We start from the raw sequence: 15,888 nt of genomic DNA on the forward strand, positions 1-15,888 counted from the left end.
GGGATCCCCGGCCGCGCGTCTTGTCCAGGCATCGGTTCCGCTTCTGGGCCGATGCGCAGAAGCCGGAGACGATGATGTCGCGTGTTGGAATCCATTCTTTCGTCTGGTCGGCGAGCTCGGCACAGGCCGATCTCGAACGGACGCTGGCCAACACCAAAGAGGCCGGCTTCGACCTCATCGAATTCTCTTATCTCGACCCCGCCAATGTCGACATCGGCGGGCTCGCCAGGCGCATCGCCGATCTTGGCCTCGGCGTCGCGATCAGCATCGGATTGCCTCGCGATGGCGACATTTCGAGCGCCGACAAGGCGATTGCCGCGCGCGGCGTCGAAATCCTCAACGAGACCATCGCGTTGACACGCGATCTTGGCGGCCGGAAGGTCGCCGGCATTCTCTCGACCAGCCACGGATTGCAGGTCGAGGCGCCGACGCGCGATCAATGGAAGCGCAGCGCCGGCGCGCTGGCGAAGGTCGCCGAGACGGCGAAGGCAGCAGGCGTCACGCTTAATCTCGAAATCGTCAACCGCTTCGAGAGCAATCTGCTCAACACTGCCGCGCAAGGGTTGGCCTTCATCGAGGATACCGGCTCGGACAACATCTTCCTGCATCTCGACACCTTCCACATGAACATCGAGGAGGCTGATGTCGCGCTGGCCATTAGGCATGCCGCAAGCAAGATCGGCTATGTCCATATCGGCGAAAGCCATCGCGGTTTCCTCGGCACCGGCAATATCGACTTCGCCGCGATCTTCGATGCGCTGACCGCAATCGGCTACGCCGACGACCTCAGCTTCGAATCCTTTTCGTCGGAAATCGTCGACGAGAACCTGTCGAAGAAAACCGCCATCTGGCGCAATCTTTGGACGGACAATCTGGCGCTGGCCAAGCATGCCCGCGCCTTCATCGGCCTCGGGCTGGAGACGGCGCGGCGAAAGGCGGTGCTGGTTTCAGCACAGCACAAACCCTAGGCCGCAACCGGATGCGCGGCCGACCTAGCGCTGCTGGCGGCATTGCCCGCGACAGGTGCATCGGCTATCTGACCGCCCAGGCATACAACGCCGCGCATCGGACAAACGGAGCCCAGGACATGACACGCGACACAATCATCAAATTTGGCGCCGTCGAAGAGGCGGACGCCGGCGACCTGGCTGGTTGGGTCGTCGTCGAGGGCAAGCCGACCATGCAAACCGCCGTCCAACACACGACCGAGGATGGCAAGGTGCTGTCGGGCACGTGGCGGGCTACGCCCGGCACCTATCACGCGACCTACACCGACTACGAGTTCGTGCACATGATCGCCGGCCGCATCATCATCACGCCCGACGGCGGCTCACCCGTCGAAGTCGGCCCCGGCGACGCCTTCGTCGTGGAAGCCGATTTCAAGGGAACCTGGAAGATCATCGAGCCGGTGACGAAGCATTTTGTCGTGCGGGTGGCCTGAAGCGGCCTGATCGCATTCGTATTGTGAAAACCCGCCATGGTTCGCCATGGCGGGTTTCCTGTGCCACATTCGACGTAGACCCTAGGGGAGGCCGCGGATGAGAATTGTAATGGTGGTCGCGTTGGCAGCGACATTGGCTGGATGCGTGACCTCTCCGGTCGAATACGAAGCGTCTCTTTCGAAGCAGGATCCGAAATGGGTGTCGCCGGAATGCCAGCAAGCCCGCATGGCGGCTTCGGACTACGACGCTCGCGAAAAAGAGCATCCGGGTTGGGGCTTCAGTGTCTTGCTTGGCCCGTACTCACTAGGGCTCGTGGCAGCCATTAAAGAGCATGAGCAGAAGCAACGAAAGCTGTTCGCCCGTGAAGTGCATTTGCGATGTTCAAGTCTTCCACTGCCGAAGGAATTGCAGAGCGATCCAAGCCTCCAGGCCGGGACTTCAAATCACACGAAATATCCATAGAATCGCCGGATGACCCGTTGGCAACTTGCTCATGGACGGTATCTCGATCTTGGCGCGAGATCGTTGTTGATGGGGATTTTGAACGTTACGCCGGACAGTTTTTCCGACGGGGGAGAATTCGATCGGCCGGAGCGGGCACTCGAACAGGCCCGGCGTATGATCGGCGAGGGCGCGGCGATCATCGATGTCGGCGGCGAGTCCACCCGGCCCGGCGCCGGCAGCGTTTCGGCGCTGGAGGAACAATCGCGTATCCTCCCGATCATCGAGGCGCTGTCCGACGGCGGCAGCCTCGTTTCGGTTGATACCTATCGGGCCGAAACGGCGCGTCTGGCGGTCGCGGCAGGCGCACATATCGTCAACGACGTACATGGCCTGCAGCGCGAACCCGACATCGCGCGCGTCGCGGCGGAAACCGGCGCCGGCCTTGTCATCATGCACACTGGGCGCGATCGTGAAAAGCTGGCGGATGTAATCGCCGACCAGTTCCTGTTCCTGAACAGATCGCTGGAGATCGCACGCGATGCCGGCATCCCGGATGACCGGATCGTGTTGGACCCAGGCTTCGCTTTTGCCAAGGGCGGAGAGGAGAACCTGGAACTCATGGCTCGCTTCGGCGAATTGCGTGCTCTTGGTTTTCCATGGCTCGTCGGCACCTCACGCAAGCGCCTCGCCCGCCACCTGGTCGGCGAAAACGACGAGGGGCGGGACGTTGGAACAGCGGCAACCAGCGTCATCTTGCGGTTGAAGGGCGCTTCGATTTTTCGTGTGCACAACGTCGCGGTCAACCGCGATGCCCTGGCTTTCGCCGACGCGGTGCGCGAGCGCGAGAACGCGGCGGGATGAAGGACGTATCAGGCGGGCTCGGTCACGACGCCGATCCGCCGGTAGACGAATGGTTCGTCCTCCGAAGGAATTGTCGCAGTGCGCTTTGCTTCGTCGATCAGCATTGCCATGCGCGCGTGGATCGGTGATTTCGCGCAAGCCGGGTCCGTCGCGGCGGCATCGCCGGCGATCGCCATCGCCTGGCAGCGGCAACCACCCCAGTCGATCTCGCGCCGCTCACAGCTGCGACAGGGGTCCTGCATCCAGTCCGTGCCGCGAAAGGCATTGAATGCCGGCGAATCGGCCCAGATCGTGGCCAGGGTGTGAGGTTCGAAACGCTCGAAGCTGAGCGACGGGATCGTCTGTGCGGCGTGGCACGGCAGCACGGTGCCGTCAGGCGCCACCATGAAGGCGTCACGCGCCCAGCCGCCCATGCACGGCTTGGGATAGATCGCGAAATAATCCGGTGTCACGAAATCGATGTTGATAATGCCGGTCAGCCGCTCCTGTGCCTCCGCGACGATCTCCGCCTGCCGGTCGACCGCAGCACGCTCGGGCATCAGTTGATCGCGATTGGTCAGCGCCCAGCCGGCATATTGCACATTGGCGATCTCAAGCCTTTCCGCGCCCAGCGAAAGGGCGAGATCGATGAATTCCGGCACTTCGTCGATGTTGCGGCGATGGATCGGCGCGTTGATGGTAAGAGGCAAACCGGCAGCTCGCGCGCGGCGTGCCGTTTCCAGCTTCTTTTCGTGGGCGCCCTTGTGGTTGCCGATACGATCGGTGGTCGCCGGCCGCGCGCCCTGAAAGCTCAGTTGCAGATGGTCGAGTCCGGCTTCGGCAAATGCCTCGATACGGCCCTCGACGATGCCAACGCCCGCGGTAATCAGATTGGTGTAGACGCCGCGGGCTGAAAGCCCTGCGATCAATTGCTCAAGGTCGCGGCGCAGCGTCGGTTCGCCGCCGGACAGATGCACCTGCAGAACACCAAGATCGGCGGCCTCCGAAAACAGGCTGAGCCAGGTCTGTGTATCGAGTTCTCGATTGGCCTTCAGCAATTCGAGCGGATTGGAGCAATAAGGGCATTGCAGCGGGCAGCGATGCGTCAGTTCCGCCAGCATACCGATAGGAGGGAGCAGAGACGTGCTCATAGCTTCACCAACAGCTTGTCCGACCACTCCTGCAGGAAGATGGTGACGTCGCTCGCCACGGCCTCCTGTTCGGCCTCATAATCCGCGGCAAGGTCGGCAATGATGTCGTCGACCGTGGACCGTCCATCGCAGCGGCGCAAAATGTCGAGACTGACATCGTTCGGCCAGAATATTTTTTCCGGTGAAAGCACGGCGAATGCCTGCCGCACCGGGTCGTACTGTATGCGCACGTGCTTCGGCAACGAAGGTACCGATCGCAGCGACACCACGGCTCTTTCGCGCAGCGCCATCATAGGTCTGCCTCGGGGTGGAAGGCGCCGGGCGGTATGTTTCCCGGCTCGCCATAGGCGTGTTGAAGCGCATCAAGCATGGCCCAGAGTATATCGCATTTGAACACCAGCGCATCGATTGCCTGCTGCTGGCGTTCCGCCGTATCGGCATGGCTGAGTACGTAGGCGAGGGCGAAGTCGGCGTCGCGCGAGGCCTGTTCGGGCCGTTGCTTGAAATAGGCCAGCGTATCCTCGGTGATGTAATCGTATTTAGCCAGCATCGCCGGTACCCGCTCGCCGATGATGAGTGGCGAGAACATCTCGGTCAGCGACGATGCGACCGCGTCGAACAGGGTCCTATTCGAGCAAAAGGAAAGGTAAGCCCCCACCGCGAAGCGTGTCGCCGGCAGTGCCAGCCTTTCGCTCTTCACGGCCTCGGCGTCGAGACCGAGCGAGGTTGCCAGATGCAGCCAGCGCGCGATGCCGCCGCTCCAGCCGTCCACGCCGTCATGATCTTCGATTCGTTTGCGCCAAGCGGCGCGAAACGCCGGATCCTCGGCATGTACAAGGATCATGGCATCTTTGCGCGGGATGACCGCCTGATAGCAATAGCGGTTCAGCGCCCAGGCCTGCATCTCGGTCTTCGACAGCGCACCGCTGGTCATCCTATGGTGGAAGGGATGACGATTGTGATAGCGCTCGGCGCCAACCCGCCTCAGCACGGCTTCGAGATCGCTCGTGGAGAGTCCGCCTTTGGCTGCATTGCGGAAGTCGCTCAAAATTCCATCTCCATGCCGTCGCTTGCGATTTCCCAGCCTGCCGCCTTGACCGCAGCGTGTTCGGCGGAATTCTCGTCAAGGATCGGATTGGTGTTGTTGATGTGGACGAAGACGCGGCGGCCGATCACATCGGCCAGGCCGGCGATCGACCCTACCTCCCCCGAGATCGCCAGATGCCCCATGCGCGTGCCGGTCTTTTGACCGACGCCGGCGACGATCATCTCGTCGTCGGTGTAGACCGTGCCGTCGAACAGAAGACAGGCGGCATCGGTGAGACGCGTGCGCAGGGTCGCATCGATGCGTGCGCAGCCCGGGATGTAGAAGACAGAACCGCGGCTGCCGATACCCGCAATTCGGACTCCGATCGTGTCGCCGGCGTCGGAGCTGAAACTGGCATCCGGATGGTCTCTATCCTCCAGATAGAGTGCTATCTTTCCGGGCACTGAAAAGGGCTCGATCGTCACGCCGGTCTCGCGGCCTTCTGCATCGCAGATAGCCAATTCTTTCGCTGGCGGCAGAATGCGTCGTGGCACAAGCGCTGGATCGAGAACATTGAAAATCGAATTCGCCTCCAGCGTCGCCAGAACCTGCGCCGTTGCATAGATGGCGAAAGGTTGCCGCTCGCGCAGGCTGAGCAGACCGGCGATATGATCGACATCGGCATTGGTCAGCACCACCGCGCGAATAGGCGTCGAGCGCAGCGGCGCATCTTCCGCAGGCTGCAATTCAGGCGTTGCCGCGATCTGCTGGCGAATGTCGGGCGAGGCATTGAAGAGAACCCAGCCGAGCCCATCCGCCGAGGCGATGATGCTTGATTGGGTTCGCGAATGCACGCCAGCCATGCCGGCACGAGCCGCACGACTGAGACGATAGTTGCAGTTCCATTGCGGAAAGCCGCCGCCGGCCGCCGAACCGATGATCTTCAAGCGCATGAAAATGCCCGCCCCGCGGATTTTCTGACCAGCAGGCAATTTGCAGACGTAAAGCGCGCGGCGCGCTCACCTGCGACAAAACCTTTCACGAAGATCCCATGCGTCGAGGGGATGCGCGCCCCTGTTGTCAGGGACGCGCACCTCTGCGGCCTACTTCTTGGGAGTAATTTCAGCAGGCAGATACCGCGAAATTTCGAAGCCAGCGGCGACCTGACACATGGTCGGTTTTTTCCAGTTCTTCTTCATAGCATTTCTCCTCTTATACCAGCCCGAAGGGACCGATCCTGTCGTTAGCCAACCATTGCAGGGCACCGAAGCAATGGCTCGTCCATCACGTCTCAAAATGGACAAATGAAACAGTAGGTTTTGAAAAATCGAGAAACAAACCATCGAGAATAGCTGCGGTCCTCCCTTCAATTGTTCATCGCGTAGGGTCTTTTCTCCTCCAACGGAAGATTTGCGTCTTCCCACCCATCGGCGCCGAGCGGATACCAGATCACTGAACTGTAGCCCCACTGGATGGCCCGTTTCGCGGCATTCCAGGACATCCAGCAATTCGTCATGCAATAGAACAGAATCGCGCGCGATTTGTCCGTTCCGGCCTTGGCTTCGAGACCTTGGCGAAAATAACTGGCGGTCTCCTGCGAAATAGCGCCGTATCCCACGTTGGCCAGCCATGTGCTGCCTGGAATGTCCTTTCTGACCTTGTCTCTCCATATTGTTCCTGCAGGCAAATTGGCCGGCTTGGGCGTGTTCGGCATCACGTCGAAAAAGATCGCCTTTTTCGCTCGCCACAGCGCTTCCGCTTCCGCCGTCGTCACCACCCTCGCGCCTTGCAGCGTCCGCGGCACCGGTGCTCGATAGTCGTCCATCCGGAAGCCGCTGGGCTCGGCGATATCGCCAGCCCATGTCGGTTCGATCAGACCCAGAAGGCTCGCAGCGACCAACAAGAAGATAGCCTCCCTTCCATTCATTGGGTAATCAGGTTGTCGTGTTCGTCGATCAGCGGCACGTTGTAGCCCAGCAGGATCCTGGTGATCTCCGCCTGGTTTTCCCTGATCACCTGGTTAAGCGTCCGCTTCCATTCCTGGTCGGACGGACGTACGCCCATGGTGATGCGGTAAGACATGCGCGAGCCGGTTTTTTCCTTCAGCAACGGAACAATCGTCACATCGGCTCCGAGCTCCTTGGCATAGTAGCCTGCCATCGGTCCCCACATGACCGCCGCATCGATCTTGTGGGCCAGCATATCCTTGATCATGACCTCCCCCATTGAAGGGGTGACGCGCGTATCCACCGCAAGCGGATAGATCTTGGCGGTCCGCAGAAGCTTGTTGGCGGCCATGTTGGCGGTTGGCGGCGTGCTTTCGACGACGCCGATCCTCTTGCCCGTGAGCCTGGGATCCTCGATCGTTTCGACGCCTTCCATATCGTTGCCTCTCGGGTGCACCAGCACATAGGTGGAGCGATAGTAGGCGTTGGTGTTCTGCACCAGCTCATCGCCCTGGGCATAGCCCATGATGATGTCGCATCGGTTGGCCCCGAGCGTGTTGCGAACGAAGCCGATGATGGTGGGAAACCAGGTGTAAGCCACGGACTTGCGCCCGGTTTTCGCGGCGACAAGTTCGGCCAGCTTGTTTTCGAAGCCTTCGCCGCTCTTGTCGGTGAAGGGCATATTAGAGGGATCGGCGCAGACGCGCAGAATGTCGGGATCGACCAGTTCTCCCGCCGCGCCAAGCCCGGCGCCTTGCGCCTGGGCGTTCGACGGCAGCAAGGCGAGCGCGCCGAGGATCGGCAGAACGACGCGCAGCTTCAATGCACCGCGGCCGGTCATATCATCCTCCCATGCAGGATGCTTCGGCATCCTTCGCCGCCTGGGCCTTGTCTTCGTGCTTCGGCGGCCTGCCGCGGGGTGCCGCGCCATCCGCGCGCGCGCGCAGGTAGACGTAGAGATCGTCCATGTAGCAATAGACGTTCTTGTTGTCGCCAAAGGCCGGCATGACGTTTTCCTTGCCGCCGCCAACATTCTTGCGGCCTTCGGCGACGATTGAGAGGAACGTACCGTAATCCATGTTTTTCAGGCTGTTGACCAAGGCCGGCGCATAGCTCGAACCTGTTGCGTCCTGTCCGTGACAGACGTGGCAATCGGAGTGATACCGGCGGTAGCCGCTGAACGTGTACCAATCGACGGTTCCGTTCTCGATCTTGTAGGTCGGATTTCCATCCGCATCCAAATACTTGCCGCCTTCTTCCTTCACCGCCTTGGCTTTTTCCACGCTGTCGTCGGCCTGCGCGGGGCTTGAGCTTGCCAGAGGCAGCAGAGCCAGGACGAAAGCCGAAATTACAATGCGAACGGACATTCAAACGCTTCCTTCGTTTGCCATGGACACTGCCCTCGTGACTGGCGTTGATCGGTGTTTTTTGGGTGCGCAACCGTAACGAGAGCCCGGCCACGGCTTCCGGGTGATCCGGGCTCTCGTTCTTCAAGCCTTTGGTCTCACAAGACCTGAGGCGTGCTTAAGGTTCCCCGCGCATCAGTCCGGGAGACCGAAGACGGTGAGCTGACCGCCCAGCGTCGTGTAGTCGGCGAGTGCTGCGTAGCCGCCGACGGCACCCAGACCAGCGGTACCGACGACCGCGGCCTGATCGCCTTGCGCACGGCCCTGATCGACGGCGCCATGCCAGGCAGCGGCGTTGTCAGGCGAAAGCAGGCCGCCTGCCAGACCGATACCTGCCCAGCCACCGACGCCCGACAGAACGGCGATGTACTGCTTGCCGCCCTGCTCGTAGGTCGTGATGTTGCCGATGATGCCGGACGGGGTCTTGAACTTGTAAAGTTCCTTGCCGTCCTTATCGACCGCCTTGATGTAGCCTTCGAGTGTACCGTAGAAGACGACGTCGCCATCCGTCGCCAACGCGCCCGACCACACCGAGAACTGCTCGGGCTTCGACCAGACGATCTCGCCCTTGGCCGCATCCCAGGCAATGAAGTTGCCCATGCTGCCATCGCCGCCGGGTGCCGGATACATCGACACGGTGGCGCCGACATAAGGCTGACCGGCGGTGTAGCTGACCTTGTAAGGCTCATAGTCCATGCAGACGTGGTTGGTCGGGACATAGAACAGGCCGGTCTTCGGCGAATAGGCAGCCGGCTGCTGATCCTTCGTTCCAAGTGCCGCCGGGCAGATACCCGTCGAGTTGGTGTCTTCGCCGTTCTGCTGGGTCGAGTATTTCGCTACGACCTGCGGGCGACCATATTGTTCGCTCTTGGGGTCCATGACGACTTCGGTCGCCCAGTTCACGGCCGGATCGTATTTCTTGGCGACGAGAAGGTCGCCGGTGGCGCGATCCATGGTGTAAGCAAAGCCATTGCGATCGAAATGCACCAGCACGTCGTGCTTGGCTCCGTTGACCTCCATGCCATCGACGAGGATCATCTCGTTGATGCCGTCAAAGTCCCATTCGTCATGCGGGGTCATCTGGTAGAGCCATTTGGCAACACCGGTATCCGCGTCGCGGGCCATGATCGTCATCGACCAGCGATTGTCGCCGGGGCGTTGGACCGGGTTCCACGTCGAGGGATTGCCGGTGCCGTAGTAGACCAGGTTCAGCTTGGGATCATAGGAATACCATCCCCATGTCGTGCCGCCGCCCGTCTTCCACTGTTCGCCTTCCCAGGTGTTCGTGCCGGAATCCTTGCCTACCGGCTTGCCGAGCTGCGTGGTTTTCTCGGGATCGATCAGGGTGTCTGCGTCCGGACCTTCCGAATAGGCTTTCCAGGCAAGTTTGCCGTCTTTCAGATTGTAGGCGGCTATCCAGCCGCGAACGCCGAATTCGGCGCCGGATACGCCGATGAGTACCTTGTCCTTGACGACGACGGGGGCTGACGTGCCGGATTCGCCTTTGCCGCCATCGGTCTGATCGCCGTTCTTCACCGACCAGACGACCTTGCCGGTCTTCGCGTCGAGGGCGACGACCGTGGTGTCGGCCTGGTTGAGAATGATCTTGCCGTCACCATAGGCAACGCCGCGATTGACCGTATCGCAACACATGATCGGAATGACGTTCGGATCCTGCTTGGGTTCGTATTTCCAGAGGATCTTTCCGTCGTTCTTGAGGTCAAGCGCAAAGACATTGTTCGGGAAAGGCGTGTGGACATACATCACATCGCCGATGATAAGCGGCCCACCCTCGTGGCCTCGCAGCACGCCGGTGGAAAAGGTCCACTTGACCTGCAGGTTCTTCACATTGTCCGCAGTAATCTGGTTGAGTTTGGAATAGCGGGTGTTGGCGTAGTCACCCGTCTGCATCGCCCAGTTCTTCGAATCCGAAGCCAGCTTTGCAAGGTCCTCGTTGGCCGACGCCGTATAGGCCGCGCCAAGCGACAGAAACGCCGCAGTGGTTAGAATATAGGTAGCTTTCGTAAGTACACGCATCCGAATTCCTCCCGGGGTTCATATTGATGAATCGATCGCTGAGCCCACAAGGGGCTTGCCCAAGCAATTCACGGGGGGGAAATATTTCCGGCAGCGTGTCACGACCTAAGCCAGATGTGCAGAGGGCACCGTTACTGCCCATCTCACCTTGGCCTACGAAAGACTGTCGCCGCTCCCTAATGACGGTGACGCCCTTGAAGCCGGAAACAGGGTGAGGCTATGTCATCGCAAAACGCTAGGCAAGCAAAAAAGCCCGGGTGTGTTTTTGCACCGCAATATCGTAAATGATGCGGTGCAATATAAGCAAATAAGTAGGAGAACAGCTAAAAGATAAAGTATTCCTACTTATGAAATAGCGGTGGGTCATATAAAATTTGATTATTTTTTGATGTTTGCATTTTATATATGCGCTGATTTTATTTGTGGGTATTTACTGCGATGACTCTGCCTGGGCATGTGTGTGGCTCACTGAGAACCGATAGTGGGCGAAGCATGAGATGATCGTAGGAGTCGGGGCGCGGAGCGGACCATGAAGCCGCCATGCGGAACCATGGTCGGTGGGCACCGCATTCCTCCTTTGGTCGTATATGGAAGCCATGGGCGCTTGACTGGCTTTGCGGCACGTTGCCAACTGGCGACGCTGATCCGTCCAGGCGCATCGCGCCCGGGCTAACCGGAGGTTTCCTTATGATCAGATATGTTGGATTTTCGACCTTGCCGCTGCTGCTCACCGCGACGCTGGCCGTCGCAAACCCGGCGGGGGCTGCCGGAGACTACCCGACAGTAGCGATTGCCGATTACGTGCTCGGCTGCATGCAAACGAACGGCCAGACACGTCAGGCGCTGGAAAGCTGTTCCTGCTCGATCGACGTCATCGCCTCGATCCTTCCCTACGACCGCTATGAAAGGGCCGAGACCTTCAAGAGCATGTCTTTGACAACCGGGGAGAGCGCAGGATTGTTTCGCGAAAGCGCACCGGCGAAGGCAGCCCGAACCGAACTGAAGCGCGCGCAGTCGGAAGCCGACGTGCGCTGCTTTTAGCGCCTGCTCCATTCCGGAAGCAGGATGCGGCTGTGCGGCATATGATTTCGGACTTCAGAGCCCCGTTGTTTCCAGCGGCCACTGATTGCGGAATGTTTTGCCATCCGTATCGATCGCTTCCACCTGGATTTCGCCGTCGCCGTGCGCCGTGAAGTCGAATCGGAAATTGGGGTCTTCCGAAATCGATATTCCTCCTTCCATGGAGAGGATCGGCCGGCCGGCTTGCGAGATCGACAGTTTCTGAACGAAATGCGCGGGGATAAAATACTGGGTCAGCGGATCCCGCTGCAGGCCCGAATTGTTCGGGTGCCGGATCATCAACTGCAACTCCTCTGTCTTGGTCATGGTCTCCTGGGGCGGGAACTGGCGCAGCTTCATCTGACCCATCGTCGCGTTGGCCTCGTCCTGGTTCTTGACCGCCGGGGCGGAGCATCCGCCTGAAGCCTTGACGAAGGTCTGAGCCATATGGAGTTGGCCGCCCTGCGTCTCCGCGATGGCCCGCAGATAGGAATAGTCGTTGACGCGTACGCGCGTCGACAGATGGGTCACGCCGGCGTCGTTACCGAGCTGGAACGTTGCCGCCACCGGTGCAGGATTGGCATCGATGATCAAGGTAACGGATTTGATGCCGTCCGGCGCCTTGGCTGGATCGAGATAGATGTCGACGGGAACGATGGCGGCATCCTGCGCCCGCTTCGGCGCTTCGATCCTGACGACGCCCGTATCGGCCAGAATAGCCCGATCGCCGAACACGTCGCCTTTCAAGTCTTGCCAGATCCTGTCCGAAGACGCCGTTGTCTGCTGTGCGTTGGCGGCTCCGGAGGCGCCGAACAGCGTGCCGATGGTCAAGATGATCGCGGCGAAAATGGATGCAGGCGGCAAGGCGAGCCGCCGGCTCGAATACGCGTGACTTTGCATTTCAATGCCTCCACCAATATCAGAGAGGTGGTGCCCAGGCTGGCGTCGAGGATAAGCCTTTGACGACGCGTTGGCAAATCGCAGCACCTCACCACGTCTGGTGCATGTCGGTGGTTTATTCCCATTCGAGTTCGGCAAAAGCAGCCGTTGCATTGCGCTCATTGTAGTCGTCGAACAGCTGCCAATTGTCCCGTTCGCCTCCGCCGGCGGTTTTGACTGCTTCGCGCAGCGGCGTTCCGTCGGCGATCGCCTTGCGGATGTCGCGCGCCAGAACCTCGAAATATCGCCTCTCCCCCGACAGCGCCTGCGGCCAGTCGGCCGCTACCGGACCATGGCCCGGAACGACGCGAGCGGCGCCGATAGCGGCGAGCGCATCCATCTGGCGAAGCCATCCAAGCAGCGATCCGTCGAGCGTCGGCAAGGTGCCCACGAACACGAGATCGCCGGCAAAGAGCGTGCTGGTCGCAGGGTCGAAGACGGTCAGGTCGTTGTCGGTGTGCGCCGCCTTCCATGCCTGCAGTTCGAGCACACGCCCGCCGAGGTCGAGTCGCAGGCGATCGTCGACCAGCAGGGTCGGCGGCACGATCTCGACTCCCTCCATAAGCGCCTCGCCGACCTGTTCGCGATAGTTGTGCAGATAGAACGCGCCACGCGCCTCGAGGGCACGCGGCAGATTGCGGTGACCCACGATGGTCGCGCCGATGCCCCGGAATGCCGCATTGCCGAAGATGTGGTCGGGGTGCATGTGGGTGTTGACCAGGAAGCGAACCGGCTTTGCGGTTATCTCTCCGATAGCGGCGATAAAGGCGTGCGCCTCGATCAGGCTGCCGCCGCTGTCGATGACGGCAACGGCATCGGCGCCGACGACGACGCCCAGATTGCAGATCGCACCGTCATTGGCGGCGGTCATCAATTCATCTGTGCCCTGGAAGGCGAAGACGCCGTCGGCGATTTGCCTGAGCGAGAACCGCAGGTTACCGGCCGCGGCTCGTCCGAGGCAGCATGGCAGCAACGCGGCGCCGGCGGCGGTGCAGGCGAAGCCACTCACAAGCCTGCGTCTTAGCCGATCAATCGACATGAGGCCTCCGATATGCATTTCGCCCGCAGGCGATCAGGTGACGTCCGGAAATCTATGATGGAAGGACCGCAGAAGATCGCTCATCACCTGCGAATTGCGATATTGCCGGGGCAACCGCACGTCGAACACGCCGAGCACATGTGTTGGTCGCGGCGCGAGCACGACGATGCGGTCCGACAGCATCAGTGCCTCGCGCAGATTGTGCGTCACCATCAAGGCGGTCGTTGGCCGCGCTGACCACACCGATAGAAGCAGGTGACGAAGCCGTTCGGCGGTCTGTTCGTCGAGCGAGGCGAAGGGTTCGTCCAGGAAAAGAACCGCTGGCTCGGTGGCGAAAGCCCTGGCAAGTGCCACCCTGCGCGCAAGGCCGAGCGACAGTTCCGCAGGATAGAACGAGCGCATTCCGGCGAGGCCGAGGGTCTCAAGCAGCCCGTTGAGATTCTTCGTTCTCAAGTTTCTAGGCAGCGCCAACCTGACATTCTGCTCCACCGTTCGCCAGGGCAGCAAGGTCGGCTCCTGGAAAACGGCGGCGACGCGATTCGAGCCTCCTTGCGGCAATTGGAAGGACCCGGAAAAGTCTTTGTCCAACCCAAGCAGGATGCGCAGCGTCGTGGTTTTGCCGCAGCCGGACGGTCCCAGCAAGCAGGCGAATTCGCCTTGCCGAACCTCGAAGCAAAGGTCCTGAAGCGCCGTGACCGAGACGCCTCGCGCGGACCTGAAGGTCTTTTCGGCGATGTCGACCCTAAGCGGGACGGCGGCGCCAACGGGTTGCATGTCGTTCAACGGGCTGCACCAGAAGAAGTTCGATGACAAGCATCACCGCCACGAAAGCCAGCGTGTAGGCAAGAATGGCGGCAACGTCGAAGAGTTGGAAATAGAGATGGATCTGGAAGCCGACACCGTTCGAGCGGCCGAGCAGTTCGACGACCAGGACGATCTTCCAGATGAGAGCGATGCCGGATCGCGAAGCAGCGGCAAGATAGGGCTGCAATTGCGGCAGCAGGATATGGCGGATGCGATCGACAGGGCCGAAGCGATAGACGGTGGCCATTTCGGCGTAACTCGGATCGAGCGCCCTGGCGCCTTCGCGCATCGTGACCACGACATTCGGGATCTTGTTCACCGCCACCGCGCCGATCGCCGCCACTTCGTTGAGGCCGAACCAGATATAGCCGAGGACGATGACCACCAGCGCCGGGATGTTGAGGAACAAGACCACCCATGGGTTGAAAAAACGGTCGACCCGACGATGGCTACCGAGCAACACGCCGATGACGGATCCTATGATCATCGCGATGACATATGCCGCGGCGACCCGGCCGAGGGTCGCGCCGAGATGGTAAAAAAGGTCACCGCTCGCAGCCTCCCTGAGGAGCACCCGCCAGACCTGTCCGGGTCCCGGGAAGGCACGGCTTTGCCAGACACTCGCCGCAAGGCTCCACAGCAGGCAAAGTCCGAGCAGGGAAATCGCTACGGTCAGCGCGGGCATCAGCGCCGTCGCCAGGCTGGATCGGCCGGACATGCTCGGCGGGGCATCAGGCGTGCCGCCGGTTTCCTGTGTGGTCATTTCGGGAGTTCCTGCCAGAACGTGCCGGGCGCCATCTCCGGCGCGCTGCCGACCAGCTGCGCACCGCCGATCGCCGCCAGCACGTGGTAGAGCCTGCCGGCGTCGGCTGCTTCCTCGGCAACCGGCCGTCTGGGAATGCCCTGGCGATAGCGGTCGCGGAGTTTCTCCAGTTCCTTGCCTTCCGCGCGAACGATCGGCGCCAGGCGCAGCCATTCATCGTCTGATCCGGCCAGCAAGTCCTTGGCCTGCCTGGAGGCCTTGACGAAGCCCCTGGCGGCGTCCGGGTTCTCGTTCGCCCATCGGTCGTGGAAGACGTAGCCGAGCGCCGATACGGGTCCCAAGGCCCCAAGCGCCTTTGCCGCATCATTCACGCCGATCAATCGACGGAAGCCATTGGCCTCGAGACGGGCGCAAAAATGCCAGAAATTCAGCACCGCATCGAGTTCACCCTGCATCGCCTTTTCCGAAATCAGCGGTGGCGCTCCAAAGACGATGTCATTGGTTGCCGACAGCTCGACGCCGTGATCGCGTCTGGCCAGCGCTTGTAGCAGCAGCCAGCTCTTGTCGAGCGGGCCGCCGGCGACGCCGATCTTCTTATCCTTGAGATCGGCGACCGTGCGGATCGGCGAACCCTCCTTCACCATGATCGCCCCCACGGCGGTCGAATAGGGGATCAATGTGAGGTCGCTGCCTTCCGAGCGCTGGCGCGAGACCCACAGCCAATCGGAGACGATCATGTCGATCGCGCCGGCCAGCATCGCGACGTTGGTCGCGTCCTCGCCGGCGAAGTCGATGACCTCCAGATCGATCCCGTTCGCGGCATCGAACTTGTGCTGACGCAGCGTATTGAGTTCCCAACTCACGGTTCCAAACTTCAGCACACCGAGGCGAATCCTGGCTGCTGCAAAGACCGGCCTGGCGGCAAGAACAGCGGCTGTCCCGAGAACCGCCAAACGCAGCGTCTTGCGCCGCGAAATCATCATGACACCTC

Annotated in this window: 18 protein-coding genes; 5 read left to right on the forward strand and 13 right to left on the reverse strand. The window is 60.9% G+C overall.

The window, feature by feature from the left end; translation table 11 throughout:
* Positions 1–74: 74 nt before the first annotated feature.
* The 4 genes from ACSQ3L_RS07735 to folP all read left to right on the forward strand — a co-directional run bounded on the left by ACSQ3L_RS07735 (position 75) and on the right by folP (position 2,747).
* Positions 75–968 (forward strand): sugar phosphate isomerase/epimerase family protein, encoded by an 894-nt coding sequence (locus tag ACSQ3L_RS07735; RefSeq protein WP_436159403.1) that lies wholly within the window; start codon positions 75–77, stop codon positions 966–968.
* A 119-nt stretch (positions 969–1,087) separates the two neighbouring features.
* Positions 1,088–1,441 (forward strand): cupin domain-containing protein, encoded by a 354-nt coding sequence (locus ACSQ3L_RS07740; RefSeq protein WP_436159404.1) that lies wholly within the window; start codon positions 1,088–1,090, stop codon positions 1,439–1,441.
* Positions 1,442–1,538: 97 nt separating this feature from the next.
* On the forward strand, positions 1,539–1,904 hold the full coding sequence (locus ACSQ3L_RS07745) for a hypothetical protein (RefSeq protein WP_436159405.1): 366 nt from the start codon (positions 1,539–1,541) through the stop codon (positions 1,902–1,904).
* A 9-nt stretch (positions 1,905–1,913) separates the two neighbouring features.
* Positions 1,914–2,747 (forward strand): dihydropteroate synthase, encoded by an 834-nt coding sequence (gene folP / locus ACSQ3L_RS07750; protein ID WP_436159406.1) that lies wholly within the window; start codon positions 1,914–1,916, stop codon positions 2,745–2,747.
* 8 nt (positions 2,748–2,755) lie between these two features.
* Here folP and pqqE read toward each other — a convergent pair whose 3' ends face one another.
* From pqqE to ACSQ3L_RS07790, 8 genes are all read right to left on the reverse strand, one after another.
* A complete protein-coding gene (gene pqqE, locus ACSQ3L_RS07755) occupies positions 2,756–3,877 on the reverse strand; it encodes a pyrroloquinoline quinone biosynthesis protein PqqE (RefSeq protein ID WP_436159407.1) in 1,122 nt (373 codons plus the stop codon).
* Positions 3,874–4,170 (reverse strand): pyrroloquinoline quinone biosynthesis peptide chaperone PqqD, encoded by a 297-nt coding sequence (gene pqqD / locus ACSQ3L_RS07760; protein WP_436159408.1) that lies wholly within the window; start codon positions 4,168–4,170, stop codon positions 3,874–3,876. Before pqqD ends, pqqE begins: the two co-directional genes overlap by 4 nt.
* Positions 4,167–4,925, reverse strand: a complete 759-nt coding sequence (gene pqqC / locus ACSQ3L_RS07765) for a pyrroloquinoline-quinone synthase PqqC (protein WP_436159409.1) — start codon at positions 4,923–4,925, stop codon at positions 4,167–4,169. Before pqqC ends, pqqD begins: the two co-directional genes overlap by 4 nt.
* Positions 4,922–5,857, reverse strand: coding sequence for a pyrroloquinoline quinone biosynthesis protein PqqB (gene pqqB / locus ACSQ3L_RS07770; protein WP_436159410.1), 936 nt, complete (start codon positions 5,855–5,857; stop codon positions 4,922–4,924). Before pqqB ends, pqqC begins: the two co-directional genes overlap by 4 nt.
* Positions 5,858–6,270: 413 nt before the next feature.
* Complete coding sequence (locus tag ACSQ3L_RS07775) at positions 6,271–6,831, reverse strand: PQQ-dependent catabolism-associated CXXCW motif protein (RefSeq protein WP_436159411.1); 561 nt, start codon at positions 6,829–6,831, stop codon at positions 6,271–6,273.
* Positions 6,828–7,691 carry a substrate-binding domain-containing protein gene (locus ACSQ3L_RS07780; protein WP_436159412.1) on the reverse strand — a complete coding sequence of 288 codons (864 nt, stop codon included), beginning with the start codon at positions 7,689–7,691 and terminating at the stop codon, positions 6,828–6,830. Before ACSQ3L_RS07780 ends, ACSQ3L_RS07775 begins: the two co-directional genes overlap by 4 nt.
* A 1-nt stretch (position 7,692) precedes the next feature.
* Complete coding sequence (locus tag ACSQ3L_RS07785) at positions 7,693–8,217, reverse strand: c-type cytochrome, methanol metabolism-related (protein WP_436159413.1); 525 nt, start codon at positions 8,215–8,217, stop codon at positions 7,693–7,695.
* A 174-nt stretch (positions 8,218–8,391) separates the two neighbouring features.
* Positions 8,392–10,167, reverse strand: coding sequence for a methanol/ethanol family PQQ-dependent dehydrogenase (locus ACSQ3L_RS07790; RefSeq protein WP_436163393.1), 1,776 nt, complete (start codon positions 10,165–10,167; stop codon positions 8,392–8,394).
* An 813-nt stretch (positions 10,168–10,980) separates the two neighbouring features.
* Between ACSQ3L_RS07790 and ACSQ3L_RS07795 the strand changes: the two genes are divergently transcribed.
* On the forward strand, positions 10,981–11,334 hold the full coding sequence (locus ACSQ3L_RS07795; protein WP_436159414.1) for a hypothetical protein: 354 nt from the start codon (positions 10,981–10,983) through the stop codon (positions 11,332–11,334).
* Positions 11,335–11,388: 54 nt separating this feature from the next.
* Here the strand turns inward: ACSQ3L_RS07795 and ACSQ3L_RS07800 are convergent, their stop codons facing one another.
* The 5 genes from ACSQ3L_RS07800 to ACSQ3L_RS07820 all read right to left on the reverse strand — a co-directional run bounded on the left by ACSQ3L_RS07800 (position 11,389) and on the right by ACSQ3L_RS07820 (position 15,880).
* Positions 11,389–12,252, reverse strand: a complete 864-nt coding sequence (locus ACSQ3L_RS07800; protein WP_436159415.1) for a quinoprotein dehydrogenase-associated SoxYZ-like carrier — start codon at positions 12,250–12,252, stop codon at positions 11,389–11,391.
* 115 nt (positions 12,253–12,367) lie between these two features.
* Entirely contained in the window at positions 12,368–13,330 is a 963-nt protein-coding gene (locus tag ACSQ3L_RS07805; protein ID WP_436159416.1) for a quinoprotein relay system zinc metallohydrolase 2, read from the reverse strand.
* Between the two features lie 33 nt (positions 13,331–13,363).
* Complete coding sequence (locus tag ACSQ3L_RS07810; RefSeq protein ID WP_436163394.1) at positions 13,364–14,104, reverse strand: ABC transporter ATP-binding protein; 741 nt, start codon at positions 14,102–14,104, stop codon at positions 13,364–13,366.
* Positions 14,073–14,897, reverse strand: coding sequence for an ABC transporter permease (locus ACSQ3L_RS07815; protein ID WP_436159417.1), 825 nt, complete (start codon positions 14,895–14,897; stop codon positions 14,073–14,075). Before ACSQ3L_RS07815 ends, ACSQ3L_RS07810 begins: the two co-directional genes overlap by 32 nt.
* Complete coding sequence (locus ACSQ3L_RS07820) at positions 14,894–15,880, reverse strand: ABC transporter substrate-binding protein (RefSeq protein WP_436159418.1); 987 nt, start codon at positions 15,878–15,880, stop codon at positions 14,894–14,896. Before ACSQ3L_RS07820 ends, ACSQ3L_RS07815 begins: the two co-directional genes overlap by 4 nt.
* Positions 15,881–15,888 lie beyond the last annotated feature (8 nt).

Origin of the sequence: Mesorhizobium sp. LjRoot246 (assembly GCF_964254115.1) — a bacterium.
In the GTDB taxonomy this organism is placed as follows: Bacteria; Pseudomonadota; Alphaproteobacteria; order Rhizobiales; family Rhizobiaceae; genus Mesorhizobium.

Excerpts from the sequence above, each read along its gene's own strand:
- ACSQ3L_RS07735 (WP_436159403.1), top strand. The coding sequence starts at position 75 with ATGTCGCGTGTTGGAATCCATTCTTTCGTCTGGTCGGCGAGCTCGGCA.
- ACSQ3L_RS07740 (WP_436159404.1), top strand. The coding sequence starts at position 1,088 with ATGACACGCGACACAATCATCAAATTTGGCGCCGTCGAAGAGGCGGAC.
- ACSQ3L_RS07745 (WP_436159405.1), top strand. The coding sequence starts at position 1,539 with ATGAGAATTGTAATGGTGGTCGCGTTGGCAGCGACATTGGCTGGATGC.
- folP (WP_436159406.1), top strand. The coding sequence starts at position 1,914 with ATGACCCGTTGGCAACTTGCTCATGGACGGTATCTCGATCTTGGCGCG.
- pqqE (WP_436159407.1), bottom strand. The coding sequence starts at position 3,877 with ATGAGCACGTCTCTGCTCCCTCCTATCGGTATGCTGGCGGAACTGACG.
- pqqD (WP_436159408.1), bottom strand. The coding sequence starts at position 4,170 with ATGATGGCGCTGCGCGAAAGAGCCGTGGTGTCGCTGCGATCGGTACCT.
- pqqB (WP_436159410.1), bottom strand. The coding sequence starts at position 5,857 with ATGCGCTTGAAGATCATCGGTTCGGCGGCCGGCGGCGGCTTTCCGCAA.
- ACSQ3L_RS07775 (WP_436159411.1), bottom strand. The coding sequence starts at position 6,831 with ATGAATGGAAGGGAGGCTATCTTCTTGTTGGTCGCTGCGAGCCTTCTG.
- ACSQ3L_RS07780 (WP_436159412.1), bottom strand. The coding sequence starts at position 7,691 with ATGACCGGCCGCGGTGCATTGAAGCTGCGCGTCGTTCTGCCGATCCTC.
- ACSQ3L_RS07785 (WP_436159413.1), bottom strand. The coding sequence starts at position 8,217 with ATGTCCGTTCGCATTGTAATTTCGGCTTTCGTCCTGGCTCTGCTGCCT.
- ACSQ3L_RS07790 (WP_436163393.1), bottom strand. The coding sequence starts at position 10,167 with ATGCAGACGGGTGACTACGCCAACACCCGCTATTCCAAACTCAACCAG.
- ACSQ3L_RS07795 (WP_436159414.1), top strand. The coding sequence starts at position 10,981 with ATGATCAGATATGTTGGATTTTCGACCTTGCCGCTGCTGCTCACCGCG.
- ACSQ3L_RS07800 (WP_436159415.1), bottom strand. The coding sequence starts at position 12,252 with ATGCAAAGTCACGCGTATTCGAGCCGGCGGCTCGCCTTGCCGCCTGCA.
- ACSQ3L_RS07805 (WP_436159416.1), bottom strand. The coding sequence starts at position 13,330 with ATGTCGATTGATCGGCTAAGACGCAGGCTTGTGAGTGGCTTCGCCTGC.
- ACSQ3L_RS07810 (WP_436163394.1), bottom strand. The coding sequence starts at position 14,104 with ATGCAACCCGTTGGCGCCGCCGTCCCGCTTAGGGTCGACATCGCCGAA.
- ACSQ3L_RS07815 (WP_436159417.1), bottom strand. The coding sequence starts at position 14,897 with ATGACCACACAGGAAACCGGCGGCACGCCTGATGCCCCGCCGAGCATG.
- ACSQ3L_RS07820 (WP_436159418.1), bottom strand. The coding sequence starts at position 15,880 with ATGATGATTTCGCGGCGCAAGACGCTGCGTTTGGCGGTTCTCGGGACA.